At 63.7% G+C, this 23325-nt stretch carries 24 protein-coding genes and 1 tRNA gene; 15 read left to right on the top strand and 10 right to left on the bottom strand.

Annotation, left to right across the window (positions count from 1 at the left end):
* Nucleotides 1-53: 53 nt before the first annotated feature.
* The 4 genes from AADX97_RS06925 to AADX97_RS06910 form a co-directional block, all read right to left on the bottom strand.
* On the bottom strand, nt 54-644 hold the full coding sequence (locus AADX97_RS06925; RefSeq protein WP_374233224.1) for a DUF2934 domain-containing protein: 591 nt from the start codon (nt 642-644) through the stop codon (nt 54-56).
* 168 nt (nt 645-812) lie between these two features.
* Nucleotides 813-3335, bottom strand: a complete 2523-nt coding sequence (locus AADX97_RS06920) for an FtsX-like permease family protein (protein ID WP_374233227.1) — start codon at nt 3333-3335, stop codon at nt 813-815.
* Nucleotides 3332-4066, bottom strand: a complete 735-nt coding sequence (locus AADX97_RS06915; protein WP_374233228.1) for an ABC transporter ATP-binding protein — start codon at nt 4064-4066, stop codon at nt 3332-3334. Before AADX97_RS06915 ends, AADX97_RS06920 begins: the two co-directional genes overlap by 4 nt.
* Nucleotides 4063-4308, bottom strand: a complete 246-nt coding sequence (locus AADX97_RS06910; RefSeq protein ID WP_374233230.1) for a hypothetical protein — start codon at nt 4306-4308, stop codon at nt 4063-4065. Before AADX97_RS06910 ends, AADX97_RS06915 begins: the two co-directional genes overlap by 4 nt.
* Nucleotides 4309-4708: 400 nt before the next feature.
* On the opposite strand from AADX97_RS06910, the gene AADX97_RS06905 reads away from it, so the two are divergent.
* From AADX97_RS06905 to AADX97_RS06890, 4 genes are all read left to right on the top strand, one after another.
* Entirely contained in the window at nt 4709-6061 is a 1353-nt protein-coding gene (locus AADX97_RS06905) for a glycoside hydrolase family 57 (RefSeq protein ID WP_374233232.1), read from the top strand.
* Between the two features lie 45 nt (nt 6062-6106).
* On the top strand, nt 6107-7573 hold the full coding sequence (locus AADX97_RS06900) for a glycosyl hydrolase family 57 (protein ID WP_374233234.1): 1467 nt from the start codon (nt 6107-6109) through the stop codon (nt 7571-7573).
* A gap of 29 nt (nt 7574-7602) precedes the next feature.
* Nucleotides 7603-7998: a DUF2750 domain-containing protein gene (locus AADX97_RS06895; protein WP_374233236.1), complete on the top strand. Its 396-nt coding sequence runs from the start codon at nt 7603-7605 to the stop codon at nt 7996-7998.
* A gap of 104 nt (nt 7999-8102) precedes the next feature.
* Nucleotides 8103-8549, top strand: coding sequence for a hypothetical protein (locus AADX97_RS06890; protein WP_374233237.1), 447 nt, complete (start codon nt 8103-8105; stop codon nt 8547-8549).
* Here the strand turns inward: AADX97_RS06890 and AADX97_RS06885 are convergent.
* Complete coding sequence (locus AADX97_RS06885; RefSeq protein WP_374233238.1) at nt 8546-10015, bottom strand: 2Fe-2S iron-sulfur cluster-binding protein; 1470 nt, start codon at nt 10013-10015, stop codon at nt 8546-8548. The genes AADX97_RS06890 and AADX97_RS06885 overlap by 4 nt on opposite strands.
* 175 nt (nt 10016-10190) lie before the next feature.
* On the opposite strand from AADX97_RS06885, the gene AADX97_RS06880 reads away from it, so the two are divergent.
* Nucleotides 10191-10517: a DUF1244 domain-containing protein gene (locus AADX97_RS06880; RefSeq protein ID WP_374233239.1), complete on the top strand. Its 327-nt coding sequence runs from the start codon at nt 10191-10193 to the stop codon at nt 10515-10517.
* 355 nt (nt 10518-10872) lie between these two features.
* Here the strand turns inward: AADX97_RS06880 and AADX97_RS06875 are convergent, their stop codons facing one another.
* Together AADX97_RS06875 and AADX97_RS06870 are read right to left on the bottom strand one after the other, a co-directional pair.
* A complete protein-coding gene (locus AADX97_RS06875; RefSeq protein WP_374233240.1) occupies nt 10873-11367 on the bottom strand; it encodes a DUF302 domain-containing protein in 495 nt (164 codons plus the stop codon).
* 121 nt (nt 11368-11488) lie between these two features.
* Entirely contained in the window at nt 11489-11770 is a 282-nt protein-coding gene (locus AADX97_RS06870) for a cupin domain-containing protein (RefSeq protein WP_374233241.1), read from the bottom strand.
* 134 nt (nt 11771-11904) lie between these two features.
* Between AADX97_RS06870 and AADX97_RS06865 the strand changes: the two genes are divergently transcribed.
* From AADX97_RS06865 to AADX97_RS06830, 8 genes are all read left to right on the top strand, one after another.
* Nucleotides 11905-12414, top strand: coding sequence for a CinA family protein (locus AADX97_RS06865; RefSeq protein ID WP_374233242.1), 510 nt, complete (start codon nt 11905-11907; stop codon nt 12412-12414).
* The gene (gene thpR, locus AADX97_RS06860; protein ID WP_374233243.1) at nt 12407-12919 is read left to right on the top strand and encodes an RNA 2',3'-cyclic phosphodiesterase; all 513 of its coding nucleotides are present in this window, start codon (nt 12407-12409) and stop codon (nt 12917-12919) included. Before AADX97_RS06865 ends, thpR begins: the two co-directional genes overlap by 8 nt.
* Before the next feature lie 252 nt (nt 12920-13171).
* Complete coding sequence (gene recA / locus AADX97_RS06855) at nt 13172-14236, top strand: recombinase RecA (protein WP_374233244.1); 1065 nt, start codon at nt 13172-13174, stop codon at nt 14234-14236.
* Between the two features lie 21 nt (nt 14237-14257).
* Complete coding sequence (locus tag AADX97_RS06850; RefSeq protein WP_374233245.1) at nt 14258-14713, top strand: regulatory protein RecX; 456 nt, start codon at nt 14258-14260, stop codon at nt 14711-14713.
* 52 nt (nt 14714-14765) lie between these two features.
* Nucleotides 14766-17402 (top strand): alanine--tRNA ligase, encoded by a 2637-nt coding sequence (gene alaS, locus AADX97_RS06845; RefSeq protein WP_374233279.1) that lies wholly within the window; start codon nt 14766-14768, stop codon nt 17400-17402.
* Between the two features lie 141 nt (nt 17403-17543).
* On the top strand, nt 17544-18773 hold the full coding sequence (locus tag AADX97_RS06840) for an aspartate kinase (protein WP_374233246.1): 1230 nt from the start codon (nt 17544-17546) through the stop codon (nt 18771-18773).
* 266 nt (nt 18774-19039) lie between these two features.
* Nucleotides 19040-19258, top strand: coding sequence for a carbon storage regulator CsrA (gene csrA, locus AADX97_RS06835; protein WP_007192647.1), 219 nt, complete (start codon nt 19040-19042; stop codon nt 19256-19258).
* 45 nt (nt 19259-19303) lie between these two features.
* A tRNA-Ser gene (locus AADX97_RS06830) sits at nt 19304-19394 on the top strand.
* A gap of 1208 nt (nt 19395-20602) precedes the next feature.
* Here AADX97_RS06830 and AADX97_RS06825 read toward each other — a convergent pair.
* The 3 genes from AADX97_RS06825 to AADX97_RS06815 all read right to left on the bottom strand — a co-directional run bounded on the left by AADX97_RS06825 (nt 20603) and on the right by AADX97_RS06815 (nt 21996).
* Nucleotides 20603-20923 (bottom strand): helix-turn-helix transcriptional regulator, encoded by a 321-nt coding sequence (locus AADX97_RS06825; protein WP_374233247.1) that lies wholly within the window; start codon nt 20921-20923, stop codon nt 20603-20605.
* A gap of 120 nt (nt 20924-21043) precedes the next feature.
* Nucleotides 21044-21643 (bottom strand): FlhC family transcriptional regulator, encoded by a 600-nt coding sequence (locus tag AADX97_RS06820; RefSeq protein WP_374233248.1) that lies wholly within the window; start codon nt 21641-21643, stop codon nt 21044-21046.
* Nucleotides 21640-21996 (bottom strand): flagellar transcriptional regulator FlhD, encoded by a 357-nt coding sequence (locus tag AADX97_RS06815; RefSeq protein WP_374233249.1) that lies wholly within the window; start codon nt 21994-21996, stop codon nt 21640-21642. Before AADX97_RS06815 ends, AADX97_RS06820 begins: the two co-directional genes overlap by 4 nt.
* 141 nt (nt 21997-22137) lie before the next feature.
* Between AADX97_RS06815 and AADX97_RS06810 the strand changes: the two genes are divergently transcribed.
* Complete coding sequence (locus AADX97_RS06810) at nt 22138-22602, top strand: helix-turn-helix domain-containing protein (RefSeq protein WP_374233250.1); 465 nt, start codon at nt 22138-22140, stop codon at nt 22600-22602.
* Between the two features lie 151 nt (nt 22603-22753).
* Entirely contained in the window at nt 22754-23155 is a 402-nt protein-coding gene (locus tag AADX97_RS06805; RefSeq protein WP_374233251.1) for a hypothetical protein, read from the top strand.
* Nucleotides 23156-23325: the final 170 nt, after the last annotated feature.

Here is a 23325-nt window from a genome sequence, read left to right as displayed (position 1 = left end):
GGGTGCCCGTCACGCCGATCCGCATCGGCACCTCTTCGGGCTGTCGCTCGCGATCAGCGACCGGAAATCCGTTTGGCGTTGGCAATCAACTCGTCGATCTCCCGCTCGGCCTCCGCCCAATCCTCACCCTCGTGCCCGGGTGCGAAACGACGCTTCTCGGCGCGAAAATAGGCGGCCTCGTGAATCATGTGTAGCCGCTCCTCGTCCGAGACGTTGGCGAGCGATTTGAGGCTGATCGATTTGCCTTCGAGTGCATTCGGGGCGGATCGTAGCGCCGAGGTCCCCGGCTTCGCGGGTGCCTTCGTGGCAGGTGTCTTTTTCGTGCCTGCGGTCGCCATGGACGTCTTGGCCGGCACGGGCACGACCTTCTTGGAAGGGGCCGGCTTCAATGGAACTGGTCTTTCCGGGGCTGGTTTCGCCGCGATGGCGGTCGGCTTGACGGGGGCTTTTTCGGGCGCCGCCTTGGCCGTTGCCGTTTTGGCCGGTGCAGCTTTAATCGGTGCAGCCTTGAGCCCGGCGCTCGGGGCGGCTGTTGGTTTCGTGACCGTCTTTTTCGCTGCGGTCTTCTTGATGTCTGTGATCTTGTTGTCGGCAGCCGCCTTTGGTGCCGTCTTCTTCGTTACGATCGTTTTGTCGTCGGCCATGTCGCTCGCTCGCCTCTTGGATTCCGGTGTGGTCTCTTCGGGGTTTTTACTGAGACCCCGTCGGTCATTCGGCCTCTTGATTCAAAACCGGCGGTTCTTCTCATCATCGGAGATAAGGATACACGGGATTCTCGTTCCCGTGGCAAGAACGGAGGTGCGGATTTCAACTTACTCCGACCTCAACGCCTGCGCCGGATCCGTGTTGGCCGAACGATAAGCGGGGTAGAGGCCCGCCATCAAGGCGGCGCTCCAAGCGAGCACCATCCCCTGAATCAGGGTCAGCGGCGGGATCCGCATCTCCATGGTCCAGCCAAAGGAGCGCAGATTGACGACATCGATGAGAAGGTCCGCCATCACGAGTCCAAGCGGGATCGCCAGCAGGCCGGCCGACAGACCCAGGATCGAGGTTTGGGTCAGGATCAACAGGGTCAGCTCGCCTCGGGTCATGCCGGTCGCGCGCATCACGGCGTAGTCGCGACGCCGCTCCAGCTCGAGCGCCATCAGGGCGCTGAGCACGCCGATGAAGGCCACGCCGATCGCCAGCAGACGCAGGACATGGGTGATGGCGAAGGTGCGGTCGAAGATGTCGAGCGATTGTTCGCGGATCTGCTCGTTCAGGCTGACGAGGACCGGGGCATCGAGCGTCTCGGTCAGGGCACGAACCTGTTCGAAGACCCCGGCGCGATCGGCGTTGCCGCGCACCATGATGCCGATCGAGGACACCGCGTCGTCATCCCAGAGCGCGGCGTAACGGGCACCTGCCATGACCAGCATCCCCGCATCCGAGCCGTAGTCGCGAACGACGCCGCCGATCTCGAAGGACTGCCAGCCCCGGTCGGTGAACAGCGCAACCCGGTCGCCGACCCCGACGTCGTGGTGATAGGCGTAAGGCTCCGAGGCGAGGATCAGCTCGCCGGTCTCGAAACGCGGCCACAGATCCGCCGCTTCTGCGCCTTCGAAGCTGAAACCGCTGGGGCTGACCGACGAGGAGGTCAGCCCGAGCAGGAGCACCGAGCCGGTGTCCGCTTCGACCCGCACGCTGCGCCCCATGCTGATCTCGGCGATGCCCGGAAGGCCGGCCAGCCGTTGCGCAAGCCCGGACGGCAGGACGCCGTCCGCGCGATTCCCCGTCTCCGAGGGTGCTGAGACATAGATGTCGCTTTGCAGCGTCGTATCGAGCCACACGATCAGACTGCTGCGAAAACTGTCGATCATGATGCCGACCCCGAGAGTCGAGGAGATGGCGACGGTCAGGGCCGCTGCGGCGATGCCGGTCCGGGTGATGGATGCGGCCACTCCGCGCGCTGCGAGCACGGCCGGGATCCCGCCGATCGGCCCGACGACCTGGGTCAAGCCGAGTGCAATCGCGCGCAGTAGTGCGGGAACACAGAGGCTGAAGCCGAGAATCAGGATCAGGATCGCCAGAAATCCGAGACCGAGCGAGCGACTCGGGATCTGGGCCGTACCCCATCCGATGAGCATCAGGGTCAGACCCGACGCGCCAAGCCAGAGCACCCAGCGCTGTCCGCGACGCTCCAGGCTGTTGGCACGCAGCACGTCGCGCGGCTGAGCCCGCGCGGCCTCGATGGCCGGGCCGAGTGCGGCGACCAGAGTGATCAGAAGTCCGGCGGCCATGCCCTTTACGACCGAGAGTGGCGTGATGAAGAGCTCGCGCACGGTCAGCGTGAAATAGATGTCGTTGATGGTGCGCGTGACCAGTTGCACCAATCCCCAGCCGGTCAGGATGCCCAAGGCCAGCCCGAGCAGAGCGCCGGCCAACGCGAACACCAATGCCTCGGACAGGACCAACGCAAAGAGTTGGGCACGCGTGCAGCCGAGTGTCCTCAAGGAGCCGAGCAAGCTGCGGCGCTGCAGCACGGCGAAGGTCATGGTGTTGTAGATGATGAATCCGCCGACCAGCATGGCGAGCAGGCTCATGGCGGTCAGATTGGTGCGGAAGGCCCGTGTCATTCGACGCAGGGTCTCGCTGCGTTGCTCGGACGCGACCAAGCGCAGACCGGGCGGGAGCCCTTCGGCCAGGACGGACGCGTCGTCGGGTGTGAGCACCAGATCGATCCGATCGATCGTGCCGATGCGCTCGGTGATCTCTTGTGCTGTTGCGATGTCCGCGATTGCCAGACCCTCGAAACCGCTCAACTGATCCGAGGCGAGGATGCCGACCAGCTCGGCCGAGATCTCGCGGGTCCCGATCCGCAGCGGCAAGGTGTCGCCCGGAACGACGCCGAGCCGCCGTGCGTCGCCTGCGCTCAGCAGTAGGGTATCGGGCTGTGTCAACATGCGGATCAGCGACGTGCCTTCGACCGAGAGGCCGGTGCCTCGCAGCGAGGAGAAGGCTAAAAGATCGAGTCCGATCAGGGTGAAGGTCGCCTCACCGATCCGGATCGGCGCCTCGATGACGGGCGAGGCATCGGCGGCTCCGAGTCCGCCGCGGCGGCGAAGATCGGCATAGACCGCATCCGGGATGCCGCCGGAGGCCGATTCGATGCGGTGGGTTGCCCGTCCGGCGACCCGCTCGATCGAGAGGTCGAAGGCCCTCCGCGCGCTCTCGTTGGCGATGTCCACGGCGATCACGACCGCCACACCGAGTGCGATGCCCAGGATCGAAAGACCGGACTGCCAGCGGTGGCGGGCCAGATAGCGCAGGCTGGCGCGGACGAGGACCGGAATCACCAGGCAAGATCCCGAGCCGAGTCGACCAGCTGGCCCTTATCGAGGGTGAGCACCCGGTCGGCGATGCGCGAGACCGCCAGGCTGTGCGTCACCAGGATCAGGGTTCGACGCCGATCCGCGAACAGCTCGGCGAGGAGCGCGAGGATCTGCTCGCCGGTCTCCACGTCCAGGTTGCCGGTCGGCTCGTCGGCCAGGACCAGGGCAGGGGAGTGGATCAGCGCACGGCCGATGGCGACGCGCTGCTGCTCCCCGCCCGAGAGCTGGTCCGGGAAGGCCCGGGCGCGACCGCCGAGTCCGAGACGTTCCAACATTTCGATGATCCGCGGCATCCCGCGGGCGAGCGAGGTGCCGTTCAGCTCGAGCGGTAAGGCAAGATTCTCGGCGACCGTCAGGGTCGGGATCAGATTAAAGAATTGATAGATGAAGCCGACGTGGCGCCGTCGCAGGAGCGTGAGACCGGGCTCGCCGAGCGTCGAGAGGCGATGTCCCATGACCTCGACGCGTCCTTGATCCGGCCGATCGATCCCGGCGAGCAGGTTGAGCAGGGTCGACTTTCCCGAGCCGCTTCGGCCGAGCAGCGCGACGCACTCGCCGCGGTCCACATCGAAGTTGATGCCTTCCAGGACGCGGTGCTCGGTTGTTCCCTCGCCCTCGCGATAAAACTTGTGCAGATCCCGGATGCGCAGCACCGGGACGTCTGCGGACGGCTGGTCGAAGGTCGGTGCACTCATGTGAGCCAACGCACCAGATAATAGAGCCGTTGGCCCTCCGAGGAGCTCGATGGTCCGTAGACGATCGCCGGATGGAGTCCTCGCTCCGCAGCCGCCCCCGCCCCCGAGATTGCCGCCGCTTCGTCCGCGACGACCGACACACACCCCTCCGGGTAGCGAGCACGGTCGGTGCGTTTCGTCTTGATGATCGCGAATCTGTGATCCAGCGACGTCGACTCGGGGTCGATGAGAATTTTGGGCATGCGATATCCGGTCTCGGTGGCTTGGATCGGCGGGGGCGCGCGTCAATGTCACATAGGAAGGGTACAAAAATAAGTATGACAACTTGACAAATATACCTTTGCCACGGTTGTTGTAGTCGTTCTCGATTACGACAACGACAACGACAACGACAACGACGACGACAACGATCAGATTCGGTGCTCCACTTAATTTCTGACACGTTACTTTATGAGGATGGAGCTCCCGGCTTCATCACGCAGGTGGTGCGTCTCCTGCGCGAGCGCAAGTGCGAATCGACACGATGCGTCGGGCTTTTGGGCGTTCGTCGCGGTTCTGTTATCCTCACGACCAACATGCTACTGCTCCTCCATGCCTTCCCCTCAATGCCATCCCCTCAATGCCATCTCGGAGTGTCGTACCGTGATCGCCCAGCATGCGCTCGTTCTAAACCTGCATCAGCCCGCCGGCAACCTCGAGGAGCTCCTCGACAACCAGAGCTGGGAGGCCAAAGAGATCCTCTTCGCCCTGGATCGCATCCCGCGCAGTCTCTGGGGTCATGAAGACCTGGCCCGCGTCCACCTCTCCCTGTCCGGTACTCTGCTCGAGACCCTGTCGAATCCCGAGTTCCAGAAGCGTGTCTACGGCACCGCGGACTGCGGGTCGCTCCTGTGGCACTTCCAGAACGAGAAGCTCTTCGAGGTCTTGGGGACGGGTTATTACCACCCGGTGCTGCCCCTGATCCCCGAGGCCGACCGCGAGGAACAGCTGCGTCGCTGGCTCGGCATTGCGCATCACCTGTTGTGGCGTCCGCGCTTCCAGGGCTTCTGGCCGCCCGAGATGGGCTTCTCGATGGAGCTGATCCCGCTGTTGCGTGCCTTCGGCTATCGGTATGTCATGGTCGATAGCGAGCACGTGGAGCCGATCTCGCCCATGAGCTGGCAGGAGCTTCGCTATCGGCCGCACATCGCGCGTTTCGGCGGCGAGGCGATCACGGTCATCGTGCGCGATCGCGATCTCTCCGATGCTCAGGAGTCCGGAATGGAGCTGGATTGGTTCCTCGCCGAGGTCGCCGAACGGACCAAGTGGTGCGACTTCACGCCTCTGGTGACCACCTGCACCGACGGTGAGAACGGCGGCTGGTTCCGCAACGTGACCGAAGGTGCCAACTTCTGGAGTGCCTTTTATCTTCCCTTGCTCCAGCGTGTCGCCGGCGGCGAGGCCGCGATCGCGCCGACCTTCATCAGCCGCTATCTGGATACCTACGGTGCCCACGGCGAGGTGCGCGTGCGCACCGGCGCATGGAACACCGGCTGGCACCACGGACGCGACTTCACGCAATGGACCGGCTCGGATCGCCAGAAGCAGACCATCGACGCCTTCGTCAAGGCCAGTCGTATGGTCCATGACGCGCGTTGGTATGCCACCGAGCGCGGCGTCTGCGAAGGTCCCGAGGCCGAGGCGATCGAGGATGCGATGTGGCGTCTGCTGCGCGCCGAGACCAGTTGTCATCTCTACTGGGGCGAGGCCTGGGTGCCGCGTGCCGAGGCAGATCTGGAGGCCAGTCGGGCCGCGCTCAAGCGGATCGGGATCCGCCCGGAGCCGGTGGAGGTCGATGCGCTAGCGCCTGGGTCCACGTCCGGACCGACGTCTGATTCGCTAGCCGAATCCGAAGCGGAGTCTACGGACATCCACACCGACACGACCGCGGCTCCGCTCGCAAATGCGCCCGATGGGCCGGCCGCATCCGAAACACCGCTACCGCAATCCTCTTGATCCACTCCGGCAACCCCGGAGCCACCCTATTTCAAGGAGCTCGCCGTGAAACCGCTACCCGAGTACGTCGATGACCTTCCGAATATCTGCGGCCATGAGTCGGACGTCGAGGCCGTTGTTTCCGATGCGCGGACGCGGGCGCTGTTTGCCGATCGCGGCGGCATCGATTTCGGCTCCATCCGCTCGGCGACTGCCATCGCCCTGCATCAACACCAGCCTCTGATCCCGGCCGGAGGCGGGGATCTGCGCAGCGCCGCTCTGATCAGCAATCTCCAGTACATGATGGAGAACCAGCATGTCGGGGACAATTACAATGCCCCGGCCTTCGTCTGGTGCTACAAGCGGATGGGCGAGTTCATCCCCCAGTTGATCGGCGAGGGCAAGTCGCCGCGCTGTATGCTCGAATACTCGGGCACACTGTTGCACGGTCTGCGCAAGATGGGCGAGCATCATGTGATCGATGCGCTCAAGGGTATCACCTGCAACCCGGACTACAACTGGGCCGTCGAGTGGCTCGGGATGCCTTGGGGCCATGCGGTTGCACCCTCCACGCCGGTGCAGGACTTTCGTCTGCACGTGAAGGCGTTCCAACATCACTTCGCCGCCATCTTCGGGTGGGAGGCGTTGGAGCGGGTGCGCGGCTTCTCGCCCTCCGAGATGGCCCTGCCCAATCATCCCGACGTCGCCTACGCCTTCGTCAAGACGCTGGTGGACTGCGGCTTTCAATGGGTTCTGGTTCAAGAGCACACGGTTCAACAGCTCGACACCGGTCGGCATCCGGAGCGCCCGCACATCCCGCATCGCTTGGTCGTCACCAACTCGCACGGCGAGACCGCGAGCATCATCGCGATCGTCAAGACCCAGGGGTCGGACACCAAGTTGGTCGCCCAGATGCAGCCCTGGTACGAGGCCCAAGGGCTGCAGCGCGTCGCGCTCGCCGGCAAGTCGATCCCGCCGCTGGTCACACAGATCGCCGACGGCGAGAACGGAGGCGTCATGATGAACGAGTTCCCGGGCAAGTTCATGGAGGTGGTCGCCGCCTCGAGCCACACCGACACGCCCATGATGAACGGCAGCGAATATCTGGAGCATCTGTTTGCGCTCGGGATCAAGGCATCCGATCTCCCCGAGGTCCAACCCCTGTTCCACGACCGCATCTGGGCGCGCATCCAGCCTGGCGACGGACCGGAGAAGCTGGAAAAGGCGATTGCCGAGCTCAAGCAGGAAGACGGCCGATTCCACATGGAAGGCGGCAGTTGGACATCCGATTTGTCCTGGGTGAAGGGCTACGACGACGTGCTGGGCCCGATGGAGGAGGCGAGTGCCCACTTCAACCAAAAGGTCCTGATCCCCGGCGTCGCCACCAACGACCCGCGCTATCGCAACGCACTCTTCCACCTGATGGCCTCCCAAACCAGCTGCTATCGCTACTGGGGACAGGGCCTCTGGACCGACTACGGGCGCGAGATCTGCCGACGGGTCAACGCGATCCTCGAGCAGGATTTCGGCTGACCGCCAACAATTTTGAAAACGAGTTTGCAATGAACGCATTACCGAACGCAGAGGATCTCTCGGGCAGTTTCGGCCTGCCGGGCGAAGAGCGCTATATCGCGTTTCTTGCAAGTGTCACGCAACAGGGCCAGGTCTGGACCTTAAGGGGAGATGATGGTTTTATTGCCTTCTCCGACGAGGAAGGGCGGGATTGTTTTCCCTTCTGGCCCGATGCGGCATGTGCCACGACCCTGGCGACCCATGACTGGGCCGATTGTCGGGCCGAACCGCTGGGGCTTGACGTCTTCATGTCCCGTTGGTTGCCCGGCATGGCGAAGGACGGCCGGATGGTCGCCGTCTTTCCCGCCCCGGATGGCTCGGGCGTAGTCATCGCGCCGGAGACCCTGTTGGATGATCTCAGGGAGGAGGCCGAGCAGGGCGGTTGACGGAGCTGTTTTGAAGGGAATGATCCGAGGCTGATCACTCGCGGGCTGCGGATGCTCGCGAGTACGACGAGGGCACGCGTTTTGGTCACGAAGGGATGAACGCCGTGAACGATACCTTAAGCAAGATCAAGGCTCAGGCAGAGCGTGTCCGAACCTCGCACGAGGAGGTCAAGGAGACGTCGCTGGAGAAGGCGCTGCGTCGGCACGAGGCGGCGCTCCCCTTGCTACAGGCGTTCGCCGACGTTCAGGACAACTTCGTCAAGATCGACGTGCTCAAACGCATCTGGCCGCGGGACTACGATCGGCGACCCGACCGTGTCCACGGATTGGTGGCGGCTGTGCTCGGCGGCGAAGCGCACCCCTGCGGTCTCATGTTGCACGTCCCCGGAGGTCTGTGCTCGTTCGAGGTGTGTGAAACCCGGGATGGCAAGATGGTCTATACGAGCTCGCGTGAGACCAACGGATCAAGACCTCTGCTGTGGCAGTTCGACCAACCAGAGCCTTGGCTCGACGGGTTTTATCGGACCATGGCGGGGCTGCTCGAGGTTTAAGTCTCGGTGATCTCGCAGGCGATCCGGTCATCGGTAATTCCTTCGTCGCGGAGTATCTCCGCCAGCCGTCCGATAGCCGCTTTCGGGCCGGCCAGATAGAAACGCAGTCCGCGCAGATCCGGGTGATCGGCGCGGACGACCGCGAAGACATCATCCGCTCGGCCGCTCATCAGCGGGGTCAGTTGGAAGTTGTCCAGCGCATCCGTGAGCGCGCGGCCCCAACGTCCCTGATAGTGCCCCTCCGAATACTGCGTGTCCCAGTAGAGATGGAAGGATTCGATCACGTCGATCGAAACGGCGTGCTCGATCAGGCTTTTCACGGGTGCGATACCGTCGCCGAAGGCGATAAAGACCGCCGGTTCCGGCGCGTCCTCGGTCAAGACGAAGCGCCCGTAGGGCCCCTCGACAGTGATCAGATGGCCGGGGCGAAGTGGTTTGAAGACGGCGTCCGAAAAGGCATCGGCGCCGCGTCGGATGTGGAACCAGAGGTTTCGGGCGTTGCAGGGACAGCTTGCGATCGACAGTTCTCGACTCGCACCGCCTTCGAGCGTGAGGCGCACGCGCTGGCCCGACATGAACCGCAGCGTCTGGGTCCGTGGGGTCTGTAGGTTCAGTGAGACGAGGTCCTCGGAGATGTGCTCGAGCTTACGGAGACTGGCTCGAATCTCCTGATGCGGCAGATCGGTCACCGTGAGCGCCTCGGCTGCCTCGATCACGACGTCGGTTACGGCCGTGTGCGAGCAGGTCAAGAGATAACCCATCGCCTTCTCGCGTTCGCTCAACACATAGTCGTGCTCCCGGATCCGCCGCGACTCGCCGCTGATCAGGCGCGCCTTGCAGGCCCCGCAGTTGCCGCTCGCGCAACCGTAATTGAGGTTGATCCCGGCGCGCACGGAGGCTTCGAGAATCGACTCGTTGCCCTCGACGAAGTAGTCGTGACCGCTCGGGATGAGTTTGACGTTGGCTGCCATGATGCGAAGAAAGGTGTCTTTGGCGAAGAGTTGTGCGCGCTCGTCGGTCACCGCACCGGTGTTGAGATCCGCGCGGGCGCCGAGGAACCAGTCGCGTGTGTCGCACGCCTGACTCCGGATGTGCGCAGGGGCTGAATCGGCGAGCGTCGTCAGGCGCTCGCCGACTTGATCCAAAAGTTCCTCGGCGGCGCTCAAGGCCGACATGCGCTCGACGAGCGTTTGGCTCATCGCCCGCAGCCGTGAGACCAGGACCTGCGGGCTGGGCAGTGCCGAGTCGTGCCCCTCGGTCTTGGGAAGCGCATCGTTCTTGATGCGTTCGACCCGCTCGAGCGCTGCGTCGTCCGTAAGACTGACAGCCGGAAAGGCGCGCAAGAGATCGCTGACGGCGACCGAGCCCTCGAAGGTGGCGATCTCGCCGCGTCTGATGCGACGCTGCAGCTCGGCACGGGTGACGCCCGCGAGGCGTGCGGCGCGGGACAGGCTCAGATAGTCCATGGACGTGAGTGCTCCGATGTGGCCAGCTGGTCGGGTTGGCGTACGCAAGGCGTTTGCTTAGGTCGAACGCGCAGAACCGCCCCGTCACCCCGAATACTATCGGTTCCCGAGTATCCGCGCCTCCCGGTGCGACTTCAATCCATCGGCTTTACCACTCACACGAAGGAGAAATGACGTGGACGACAACACCAAGACTCAGATCGAGGCCGCCGCATTCCGTGGCCTGGTCGAGCACCTGCAACGGCGCACCGATGTGCAGAACATCGACCTCATGAACCTGGCCGGCTTCTGCCGAAACTGCTTGTCAAAGTGGTACATGAACGCCGCTGCCGAGCGCGGTGTCGAGATGTCCTACGACCAGGCACGCGAGGCGATCTACGGCATGCCCTACGCGGACTGGAAGACCCGTTATCAGCAGGAGGCGACCGCGGAGCAGTCGCGCCTGTTCGAGGAGACTCAGCCGTTGCATGCCTTCGTCAGCGGCCATGGCGGAAAGGCCTAGGCGCTCGTGACACCCGCTCTGCGTTGTCACGCATGCCCCATGGCGCTCTACGCCACGGGCCGTTTGTGCGTTCGGCTTTGGCGATGTCCTCGATTTCGGTGAGACGCGGTTAAAAATTTTATATTCTTTAATACTTTAAAACGCGCCAGCTCCGACAGCCGTCGGAGCTGGCGCGGCCAAGCGACCCCTACACGCGACGCATACTGCACCGAGCGCGGTTTAAGGCGAATACCGGAAACCCTCATACCAACAGCGTAGGTTGTGCCGAGCCGCGCGAGGCACAACCAACCGTCGGCGCGAGTTGTGCTTCCTATCGTCAGCACAACCTACGGGTATGGAAGTTTGCGGAAATCACCTAAAGGTCGCCGGTGGCGCCCGCTGTCATGATCTCCTCGATGGTGTCGCGCACCTTCACGGCATGCTCCATCAGGTTCGGCGGCAGGTCGGCCATCTCGATGACCTTGTTGAGATCGAGTGTCGTCAGCCATGCCTGTCCTTCCTGATCCTCGATCAGAGTGATTCGGCAGGGCAGATATGCGGAGAAGTCGATGTTCTCCTTGATCATCTCGTTGGCGATCCGGGCATCGCAGAACTGGAAGATTTCGATCCGCTTGGTCTCCACACCCATCGACTCCAGCTCCTTGTAGAGCGGCAGGTGAGCGACCATTTTAAAGTTCAGTGCATTGGCGCGGAGCATCATCGAATCGACGGCCTCGTCCATCGAGACGTCCTCGGCGAGCGGCATCTTGAGCACGGTATCGGAGATGGTCATGGCTTCGGCACGCACCTGCGTGGCGAGAAATGTCAGCGGCAGCAAGGCAATCAGCAGGGACAGCAGGATCTTTCGCATTGTCGTTTCTCTCCGGTTGGTTATTGGTATTTCTGGAACTAAACCGCGCCCAGCGCGGTAGGTCATGTTTTTAGTTGGGATCGGCCCCGGCAGACATGACGACCGTTGGAGCCGGCGCGGTTTAGTCGAATCGGTAATGCTTCTCGACCGGCTCGACCACCTCCCAGGTGCATTCCATGCCGGCGGGGAAGCTGATGAGGTCGCCGCGGCTGAAGGTGTGGGTCTCGCCGCCGGCCGGGGTGACATGAAAACGCCCGCGCACCACGTAACAGGTCTCGGAGCGATCGTAACGCCATGGAAAGGTCGATGGCTCCTTTTTCCAGACCGCCCAGTGCTCGACGCCGAGGACATCCAGCTTGGCGGGGGAAGGTTTGTGCTCGCAATAAATCTGAAGGTCGGTCATCCATCGGCTCCGGGGTCGGCCGCCGCGATCGGCGGGTCTGACTTCGATGGGTCGGCATTCTGGAGCGAATCCATTGGATTTTCCACCCGAGAGGTCGATTTGCGTCCTCGACGCCTTTGCGGTTTGATTCCGTCATGAATGACCCTCAATCCCCCTGCGCGCAAGAACCGAGCGCCGTCCCGCTTGCCGAGCTGATGCTGCGCTCGGGCCTGCGGCTTGCGGTTGCGGAGTCCTGCACCGGCGGCTGGTTGGCGAAGGTCGTTACGGATCTTGCCGGTAGCAGCGCCTGGCTCGATCGCGGCTTCGTCACCTACAGCAACGCGGCCAAGCAGGAGATGCTCGGCGTAAGGTCCGAGACGCTTGCCGCGCACGGTGCCGTGAGCGAGGCGGTGGTGGCGGAGATGGCCTTGGGCGTCCTGAGTCGCAGCCACGCCCACGTCGCCGTCGCCATCAGCGGCGTGGCTGGACCCGGCGGCGGTAGCCCCGAGAAGCCGGTCGGGACCGTCTGTCTCGCGTGGGCTTGGCCCGATGGGCGGGTCGAGACCCGGCGCTTCCAGTTCGAAGGCGATCGCAATGCCGTGCGCCGCTGCTCGGTGCAGGCGGCGATCGACGGCTTGGTCGAGCGGCTCGGCGGCCTTGTCTGAGCGCTGGTTTTTCGCACTTTGGCCCGATGACGGGGTCCGCGACGTCTTGGCTGCACGCGTCCCCGGCTTCCTATCCGTCGGTGCACGGGCAACCCACCCGAGCGACTTTCATCTGACGCTTGCCTTCCTCGGCCCGCTCGGACCCGATGTGCTCGGTTGTGCGGAGCGGGCTGCGGATCGGATTCGATCCCCCGGATTCGATCTCGAGCTCGATCGGGTCGGACATTTCGCGCGGGCGCGCGTGCTGTGGTGCGCGCCCGCGTCGCCGCCCGAGCCCTTGACCGCGCTCGTGTCGGAACTTCAGGCGCAGCTCTCGACCTGCGGTCTTCCGGCCGATCCGCGTCCGTATCGCCCGCACATCACACTCGCACGCAAAGCCGCGGCGGCGTCGGTGTCCGAGTGGCCGGCGCCGATTCGTTGGTCGGTCCGCGAGATCGTGTTGGCCGCTGGTAACGGCGGTCCCGGTCAGCGTTATCGGGTGCGCCGTCGGTGGGCTTTGATCTAGCGTCGCACCGGCGGTGTTGCGTGCAGGGTCTGCGCGTGTGCGACGTGGGCAGTTTGAATGCTTTGCGCACCCGTACGGGGGTGGTATGCCTTGTGCCGTTTTCCGATTCGCTATGCGATAATCCACGCCGTGACGTGTGGGGCGACGGGTGTCTTGGCGGATGCTCCGGTGCTCGCCGATCGCGTCGGATCCGGACATCGCCGAACAAGCCCCCTTAAGAAGATCGAGCCGATCAGGTTCAACGGAGACCCAATGGACGACAACCGCAAGAAGGCACTGGCCGCCGCGCTGACCCAGATCGAAAAACAGTTCGGCAAGGGCTCGGTGATGCGTATGGGCGACACGGGTGTCATTCGGGAGGTCGAAGCCATCTCGACCGGCTCGCTCGGCCTGGATCTCGCGCTCGGGATCGGCGGTGTGCCCAAGGGCCGCGTGGTCGAGATCTACGGCCCGGAATCCTCCGGCAAGACCACCCTAACCCTGCACATCATCGCCGAGGCGCAGAAGGCCGGCGGTACGGCTGCCTTCGTCGATGCCGAGCATGCCCTGGATCCCGGCTATGCCGAGAAGCTCGGCGTGAACATGAACGATCTGCTGGTTTCCCAGCCCGACACAGGCGAGCAGGCGCTCGAGATCACCGACATGCTGGTGCGCTCAGGCGCGGTCGATGTCGTGGTCGTCGACTCGGTCGCAGCCCTGACCCCGAAGGCCGAGATCGAGGGCGAGATGGGCGATTCGCACGTCGGTCTGCAGGCGCGACTCATGTCCCAGGCGCTACGCAAGCTCACCGGCAACATCAAGCGCTCCAACTGCCTGGTTATCTTCATCAATCAGATCCGGATGAAGATCGGCGTCATGTTTGGCTCTCCGGAAACCACGACCGGCGGCAACGCGCTCAAGTTCTACGCCTCGGTCCGGCTCGATATCCGCCGTATCGGCAGCATCAAGAAGGGCGACGAGGTCATCGGCAACGAGACCAAGGTCAAGGTCGTGAAGAACAAGGTCGCGCCGCCCTTCAGGCAGGCCGAGTTCGACATCCTCTACGGCCAAGGCATCTCGCGCGAAGGCGAGATCGTTAGCCTGGGGGTGAACGAGGGCTTCATCGAGAAATCCGGCGCCTGGTACAGCTACGAGGGCAATCGCATCGGGCAGGGCAAGGACAACGCGCGGGTCTTCCTGTGCGAAAACCCCGAGATTGCCAAGGCGATCGAGGCGAAGATTCGCGAAAAGCTTCTGCCCAAGATCGGCGACCCCTTGCCCGGCGCCGCTGTCGCACCGATCGCCGAGGCCCCTGAAGAGATCAAGGTGGAGATCTAGACCTTAGCCCCTTGTCGAGCGATGGACGAACCCGACCCCGCGGCGGAGATCGCCGATCGAGCCCGTCGACTGCTTGCCACCCGCGAGCACTCGCGCGCGGAGCTCGAGCGTAAGCTCCGAGCGCGCGGCTTCGATGACCCGGGGATTGCGCAGGCGCTTGACCGGTTGGTCGCCGAGGGCGCGCTCGATGAGAACCGGATGGTCGAACACTATGTTGCCGAGCGCGCAGCCAAAGGGTTCGGACCCCTGCGAATCCGCTCAGAGTTGTATGAAAAGGGCCTTCCCGATACCCTTGTAGACCATCATCTCGACGCCGCGCGGGATGATTGGTCCGCCTATATGGCAGAAATCTACGATCGCCGATTCGGCAGCGAGCCGCCGCCCGACCGCGCCGAGTACGCCCGGCGCGGGCGTTTCCTCGAGCAACGTGGATTTCCCCCCGAGATGATCCGCCGCTTCCTGCGCTGGCCCGATTGACCGGCCGGCGTCCGCAGTCCAACCGAGCATACCCATGACCACCAGCACCAGTATCCGCACCAGCGCAGAGCTTCGAGCGAGTTTTCTCGACTATTTCGCGCAACGCGATCACGAATGCGTGCCGTCCAGCCCCCTGGTGCCGGGCAACGATCCGACCCTTCTCTTCACCAATGCCGGGATGGTGCAGTTCAAGGAGGTCTTTCTCGGGCGCGAGCGGCGCACCTACAACCGCGCGGTCAGCGCGCAGCGGTGCGTGCGTGCCGGCGGTAAGCACAACGATCTGGAGAACGTCGGCTACACGGCCCGGCATCACACCTTTTTCGAGATGCTCGGCAACTTCAGTTTCGGCGATTATTTCAAGCGCGACGCGATCGAGTTCGCCTGGGACTATCTGACCCGCGTCCTGGCCCTGCCGCCGGCGCGGCTCTGGATCACCGTCTACACCGAAGACGACGAGGCCGCCGACATTTGGTTGAAGGAGATCGGTGCCGACGCCTCGCGCTTCTCGCGCTGCGGGGCAAAGGACAATTTCTGGTCGATGGGCGAGACCGGTCCCTGCGGTCCCTGTTCCGAAATCTTCTACGACCACGGCCCCGAGATCCCAGGCGGCCCGCCCGGCTCGCCGGACGAGGACGGCGATCGCTACGTGGAGATCTGGAACCTGGTCTTCATGCAGTACAACCGCGACGCCGAGGGCAATCTGACCCCGCTGCCGCGCCCGTCGGTCGACACCGGGATGGGTCTGGAGCGCCTTGCCGCCGTCATGCAGGGCGTGCACAGCAACTACGAGATCGATCTCTTCGTGCGTCTCATCGACGCGGCGGCACGTTTTACCGGCTGCTCGGATCACCTGAACAAATCTCTGCGCGTCATCGCGGACCATATCCGTTCCGCGGCCTTCTTGATCACCGACGGGGTGACGCCGGGCAACGAGGGCAGGGGCTATGTCCTGCGTCGCATCATGCGTCGGGCCATCCGACACGGCTACCAGCTCGGTTGCACCACGCCCTTCTTCCACCGCCTAATCCCGGCGCTCGTCGCCGAGATGGGAGCGGCTTACCCCGAGCTGGTCGCGGCGCGCGAGCATGTGGAGCGCATGATCCTGCTCGAGGAAGAGCGTTTTGCCGAGACCCTCGAGCACGGCATGCGCCTGCTCGACGAGGCGATCGGAACCCTGAGCGATGCGCGGATTCCGGGTGAGACCGTCTTCAAACTCTACGATACCTATGGCTTTCCGACCGACCTGACGGCCGATATCGCCCGCGAGCGCGGCCTGACCCTTGACACGGACGGTTTCGAGCAGGCGATGGCGCAGCAGCGCGAGCGCGCACGCGCCGCCAGCCAGTTCGGCGGCGCGGCTGGTCTCGAGATCGATGTCCAGGGCGAGACCGAGTTTTGCGGCTACGAGCGGCTGCAAGAGGAGGCGACGGTGTTCGCCATCTACTCCGCGGACGGCTCCCGCGATCAGCTCACCGCAGGCGAGGAAGGTCTGGTCATCCTGGATCTCACGCCCTTCTACGGGGAGTCCGGCGGCCAGGTCGGGGATCGGGGCTGGCTGGTCGGTGAGACCGGCCGGTTCGAGGTGCTGGATGCGCAGAAGAAGGGCGAGGGCGCTGTCTGTCATCTGGGACGTGTCGACGAGGGTGTCCTCGCGGTCGGTGATCGGGTCGACGCGCGCGTCGACGGCGCGCGACGGCGCGCGACGGCTTTAAACCACTCGGCCACCCACTTGCTCCATGCAGCCTTACGTCATGTCTTGGGCGAGCATGTGCAGCAGAAGGGCTCCCTCGTGGGTCCGGAGCGACTGCGCTTTGACTTCTCGCACTACGAGGCGGTCTCGCGCGAGCAGCTGCTGGAGATCGAGCGGATGGTCAACCGCGAGGTCCGCGAGAATCATCTCGTCGAGACTCGTATCATGAGCCTCGACGATGCCAAGGCGTCCGGGGCCATGGCGCTCTTCGGCGAGAAATATTCCGACCAGGTTCGCGTGCTGCGTATGGGCGACTTCTCCACCGAGCTGTGCGGTGGAACCCACGTCAAAGCGGTCGGCGATATCGGTCTGGTCAAGATCATCGGTGAGAGCGGCATCGCCTCCGGCGTGCGGAGGATCGAGGCCGTGACCGGTGCGACCGCGCTCGACTGGATCGAGGCCGACGAGGATCGACTTATTCGCCTTGCCGGGCTCCTCAAGGGCGGGCGCGAGGACGTCGACCAGCGGGTCGTTGCGCTGCTCGAGCGCAGCCGTCGGCTCGAAAAGGAGCTTGAGCAGCTCAAGGCCAAGCTCGCCAGCTCCGCTGGTCAGGATCTGGCGTCGCAGGCGGTGGTGATCGACGGCGTCAAGGTGCTCGCCGCGCGGCTCGAGGGTGCCGACGCCAAAGTCCTGCGCGTGACGCTCGATCAGCTCAAGGACAAGCTCGGCTCTGCCGTCGTCGTCCTCGCCACGGAGGGCGACGGCAAGGTCAGCTTGATCGCCGGTGTGACCAAGGATCTCACCGACCGCCTGAAGGCCGGCGATCTGATCCGCGAGGTCGCCGAGAAGGTCGGTGGCAAGGGCGGCGGACGTCCCGACATGGCCCAAGCCGGCGGCAACGATCCGGCGGGTCTCCCGGCGGCCTTGGCGCTGGTGGACGGTTGGGTGCGGCAGGGTCTAGGCTTCGATTCGGCTGACGGCGCTGCCGACCAAACCTGACCGACCGCGACCCGCGGAGCTGCGTGCAGCAAACCGTCCGGATTGTCGATAGATCATTATTCTTCGCGTCCTTTGCACCTTCGCGGTTCATCGGACCGAATACTTCGGGAGAGCGCGAGACGTGTGTGCCGGGAGAATTCGATGGGGCTGATCGTTCAGAAGTACGGCGGCACATCCGTGGCCAATGCCGAGCGGATTAAGGCGGTGGCCGAGCGCGTCAAGCGCTGGCGCGATGAGGGGCATCGGGTCGTGGTCGTGGTCTCGGCCATGTCCGGGGAGACCGATCGACTGATCGGGCTCGCCAAGCAGATCCAGGATCGTCCGGTCCCGCGTGAGCTCGACGTGCTCCTGTCTACCGGCGAGCAGGTGGCGATTGCGCTCTTGAGCATGGCGCTCGACGCCATGGGTTGTGCCGCGCGCTCCTACACGGGCGGTCAGGTGCACATCCTCACCGACAGCGCCCACAACAAGGCGCGCATCCACGACATCGACGGTGCCCGTGTCGGTGCCGATCTCGAGGCCGGTCGGGTCGTGGTCATCGCCGGTTTCCAGGGTGTCGACGCCGAAGGCAATATCACCACACTCGGGCGTGGCGGCTCCGACACCTCCGCCGTGGCGATCGCGGCCGCCCTGAAGGCCGACGAATGCCAGATCTACACCGATGTGGACGGGGTCTACACCACAGACCCGCGCGTCGAGCCCAAGGCCCGCAAGCTTGATCGCATCACCTTCGAGGAGATGCTCGAGATGGCGAGCCTCGGTTCCAAGGTGCTGCAGATCCGTTCGGTCGAGTTTGCCGGCAAGTACAAGGTGCCCCTGCGTGTGCTTTCCAGCTTCGAGGAGGGGGAGGGTACGCTCATTACGTTCGAGGAAGACATCGTGGAAGACGCCAAGATCTCCGGAATCGCCTTCAGCCGCGACGAGGCCAAGTTGACCGTGCTCGGCGTGCCGGACCAGCCGGGTGTGGCCTACCGGATCCTCGGGCCGATCGCGGAGGCCAACATCGAAGTCGACATGATCATCCAGAACGTCGCTGCCAAAGAGGCGACGACCGACTTCACCTTTACCGTGCACCGCAACGATTTCCCGCGCGCGACGGAGATCCTGGATCGCACGGCGAAGGAGTTGGGTGCACGCCAAGTGCTCGGAGACAGCCGGATCGTGAAGATCTCGCTGGTCGGGGTCGGGATGCGCAGCCACGCGGGGATCGCGAGTCTCATGTTCTCGACACTGGCCAAAGAAGGGATCAATATCCGCATGATCTCGACCTCCGAGATCAAGATCTCGGTCGTGGTCGACGAGAAATATCTTGAGCTCGGGGTGCGAGCCTTGCACGATGCCTTCGGGCTCGGCGTACACGCGTCATCCTGATCTTGGTCGAGATGTACGTCGACCGTCGGTCGGCTCGAACCCGCCCAGGTCTCTTGGAATTTCGTTTTCGATGACAATTTTATCTGCGGAGAGCTTGAGATTTCTCGGTCTTGCGTCTGGATGCTAAAATCCTGCAATGAGACTTGGTTTCTCATACCCGACTTGCAATCAGCTTTGCCTTCACAAGTAACAATCCGCGACACGTCTGGCTGACGGTTCGGGTACTATCATTCAATCGGAAAAGGGAACGTAAGGGAGATTAAGCGATGTTGATTCTGACTCGCCGGGTTGGCGAAACTCTCATGATTGGTGACGAGGTCACAGTGACTGTCCTCGGTGTCAAAGGAAACCAGGTACGGATCGGGGTCAATGCACCTCGCGACGTGGCGGTGCATCGTGAAGAGATTTACGAGCGCATCAAACGCGAGCAAGCTGAAGGGGGTCCGATTGCCGGAGCCGTTCCTCCGGGAACTCGCCTAGACTAAGTCTGTAGCCAAGGACGCGTTGTCAGGATAAACTACGCGTTCGTCGGAGAGATGGCCGAGTGGCTGAAGGCGCTCCCCTGCTAAGGGAGTATAGGCTAATCCCCTATCGAGGGTTCGAATCCCTCTCTCTCCGCCACTAGCATTGAAAAATATAAATAAAAACAATAACATAGAATTCAGTAAGCTCTGCGGTAAGTATTCTGCCCCCAAAATTGCCCCCAACCAAACTTTCTATCTGTGGAGTTGTGCAGGGGGCATCTCGGATACCGAACCCGGCTGATCCTCGCCTGATGCCTGCCTAACGGCCATGCTTGCCCCCAACACTCGGCGATGCTGCCGCAGCGCGTCTCGCGTCCCCCACGTCGCGGCGACCCGGCATCGACCCCGATGTTTGGGGCGGCACCGAGACGACCTTTCCCTTAACGCGTCAGTCTGACCGCGCGGCCATCCGTGTACGATCCCGAGCACATCATGCGTCGCGCGCCCTGCGCGACCGGATACGGCGGCCGCGACCCGTTCCGGAGCTCAGGTGTCGGGAGATGCCGTTCCGACGTCAGGGGTGCCGCCTTGGGACGCTCGGGGTCCGCAACGGTTGAGTTGTGCGCCTCTCGCAGTTGGATGCCCGAAGTCAACCGGCGCCGCAGTTCGCCGACAGGATTCGTCGGCACTTGCCTCGGTCGATCCGATCGTTCGAACGCCCGGGTGCGTTCGTTTTAAGTGCCCCCCGTTGCGATTCGGAAACGGCGTCGATCTATTACGTCGCCTCCAGGGCATGCTCTCGGGCTGCCGTGGATGCTTGCTGCTAGGCGAGGAGAGCAGAGCGAAGCCGAGCGGCCCCTGTAGGCGTGTGTGCGATCGGGTTGACGACCTGACGAAGGGGCGCAATCCCGGAGTCGGAGTCGGTGAAGTGGAGGCAATCTGCTGAGCGCATCCGACACGCCGTCAAGCCATTCGAGGGTCCTGTCGAATCCAGCGCATCAACAACGGAGTGTCGTTTTAGGCGGGACCCGCTGGGCGGCCTGGGGCAAAATCAGGCTGTCGCCGAGGGGCGAGCTCCTCCCGCAGCACGATGCACCCGGACCCAATCGCGAGCGGTACGCGACACTCCGGATGAAGCGCGCCATTCTCATCCCCGGCCTGCGTACCGATCTCGGCGGATCCTTCAGCGAAGGCCGCCGGTTTCGCTGCCGTAAGGCCGGGCAAGAGCCGAGAGCGGCGCCGAGCCTGATGTATCCCTGGTCCTCTCGTCTGCGAAACATCTCTTGGTTCTGCCGGATCATTCCAAAGGCATTCATCGCGCAGCCCCGGTGCGGCTCCGCTCCGCGATCGCCCCGTCTGCCCGGGTCAGCCTGCTCGGCGTGACGCCTGCGCTTGCGTCTCGGCGCAGGCTTGGGTGACGGCGAGCGCGCGTTCATCCGCACGGAGACCGAAGGTCGATCGTCGCGCATGGATGCCCGAGACCAGGGTGCGCAGCTCGTCGTCGGTGACGGCGCGGATCAGCGCGGCGAGTACCGCTTCGATGTCATGCTCGGGCCAGGCGGCCGCGCGTGCACCGAGCGCGATCGGACGTGGAAACAGTCCGGCGGCGATGCGGGCATACACTACGGAACGGCTGTAGCCGGTGCGCTCGAGCACGGTTCGCAAGCGCAGCACAGAGGTCGGCATGTAACGTCTCCAAATGAAGTAAGCGGTTCGATTGGCGCTTCGGCGCGCCGGGATTGGACTGGGCGCCAAGATGGATTCAAAGGCGATCGCTCGGGTTGCAGGGTGAACGGGGGGCCGACGTCAGGGATCTGTTGTCGTGATGTGATCCTTGTGATTCCCGGCCGGAGGTGAATGCACGGCTTCGTCGGGTGGCCGGCGATCAGCCCCATCGCGCGACGGCCGAGAAATCTTCAACGCACAGATTGGACAGTCGACTGCCCGGCGCGAGAACGCCCCTGCAACGTAGGGGATCGCGCAGCGCTCGCAGGTGCGGAAGAGCACGAGCCCCGTGGTCAGGTCGCGGGCAATCACCCAGCCTTGATTGATGTCGAGGGGTGGGCCCAGCGTGTCGGATGCCGCCAGCCGCACCATCTGCTCCAGATAGAGGTGGTGCCCCGTGAGCAGCGCCTCGATGTCGATGCATCGCTGAACCGCCGCCCCGCCGAAGGCGCGATACAGGCCCGTAAACACTGATGCGTTGGCCTGGCGACGCGCCGTGCCGAGGAGAGTGGCGGTGCTCGGCAGCTGACCGAGCAAAGGCTTGCAGCCGTGGATCTCGTGGTGCAGTTCGCGCAGCACGGCCGGCCGCAGACCGCTGATCCGCGCCACAAGCGAGGTGCGCATGCCGCGCCGGATCAAGGCGATCGCCAGCTGCGTCCTGGCGTGATGCCGAAGTCTCATGGCTGCGCGACCTCCTCGGCGGCGAGCAGAATCACCTGCAGCCCCAACCCGAGTGCGGACGGCCCGGTCGTGCGAAGACGTTCCTGCAGCCAGCACACGCGAAAGCGCGGTCGAAACAACAGCACGCCCGAAGCGGCCAGCTCGCGCAGCATCGCGAGCGAGGCGTGCCGCAGGATCTCCAGCACCTCCCGGTCGAGACCATAGATCAAGACGGCCTTTTCGGCGTCCGAACGCGCCAGCTCGCGGGCACCGAGCAGCCACATCAGATTCAGGGTATCGACCTCGCAATCGAGGTAGGGCGCAGGGTCGGGGCGGCCCGGTCCCGCGCCGTTGGTCGAGGGTATGTCCGTCATCTTCGTTCTCACGGCAGAAAAACAGGTTGACGGTGCTATAATCGGGCGTATAAAACGAAAATGTCAAATAAAAAAGCGCAATAAGCGACGTTAAGATCACTATAACGCGATTTCTCGGCGCTCGATTCGGGTGGTATGGCCATGGCGATAAACAAGCAAGATTCTGATTTCAAGCGCGAAATCTTCTGGGATGCCGCCGGATTCGCGACGCGCCTGGCGCGGGCCAAGGGCGTGCTGTCCACGAATGCTTTCGCGCAAAAGTGCGGGATTTCCGAGAGCATCTTCCGCAAGTACCTCGCGGGCGCGAGCGTTCCCGGGGCGGACAAGCTGGTCGATATCGCCCGCGTGGCGGGTGTGTCCCTGCTCTGGCTGGCGACCGGGCAGGGGCGCGCCGAGGACGGCACGGACGCGATGGTTCGGGGTCCGGTCGACGTGGATCTGCTGGAAACCCTGCTCGAGTCGGTCGAAGGCGGACTCGAGGAGATCGGCGCGACCTTGACGCCGGCGAAGAAGGCCAAGCTGGTCGCGGCACTCTACAGCCTCTATCGCAGCAGCGAAGACGTCCGCAGGGCACCGGTGTTGGAGCTCGTCAGGCTGGCGAGCTGAACGTGACCGAGTGCACGGATCAGCGCATCCGCCCCGGAGTAACGGTCGCTCGACGCGTTTCTGCGTTGACGCGGTCGATGCGTCGGGCGACGATCCGATGTGCTTGATATCAGCTGCATACTTCGGATCACGGAACAGCGGAGGTTGTTCGATGCTCGACAAAAGTGATGAAATCCGTTCGACAATTCGCGGGATCATGGGCGACAGCGTGCCCAAGCCGAGGCCGTCGTACGTGGCGATGCCGTCGTTGAGCATCGATATCGGCGGCATCAATCTCAAGAACCACAACGCGTTCGAACACGCGCATCCCGATCATCGAATCGATCTTCCCGCAATGGCCGTTGCGCCGCCGGCGGTCCCGCGCTGCCACCGCCAGCAACGTAGCCTGTTGCGGGTGCTCGGCTCGGTGCTGATGTTTGCCGCCATTGCCCCGCTCTACCTGGTGGAGTTCTTGTCGGACATGCCCGACAACATCATTTTGACCATCGGATTCATTATGCTCATCTTGAGTCTGATCAGTTATACGATCGCGACGATGCTCGAATCGTCCTGATTCGAGGACGGCGGCTCGTCCGCGAGCGGCCGCGTCTCTGTCGGGCGACGATTGCCGATGCGACCCGGTCGCGACGGTACCGCACAACTTCGCGCAACATAGGCAGAGCACACCTTCCGGCGATTGCGCAGGCGATCGAGCCGTCCGTCCATCCACCACATGAACCGGCG

Source organism: Thiocapsa sp. C2-2m, assembly GCF_041903745.1.
In the GTDB taxonomy this organism is placed as follows: Bacteria; Pseudomonadota; Gammaproteobacteria; order Chromatiales; family Chromatiaceae; genus Thiocapsa; species Thiocapsa roseilacustris.
Note: the sequence above shows the minus strand (reverse complement) of the source record. Positions and strands in the feature narration are given on the sequence as shown.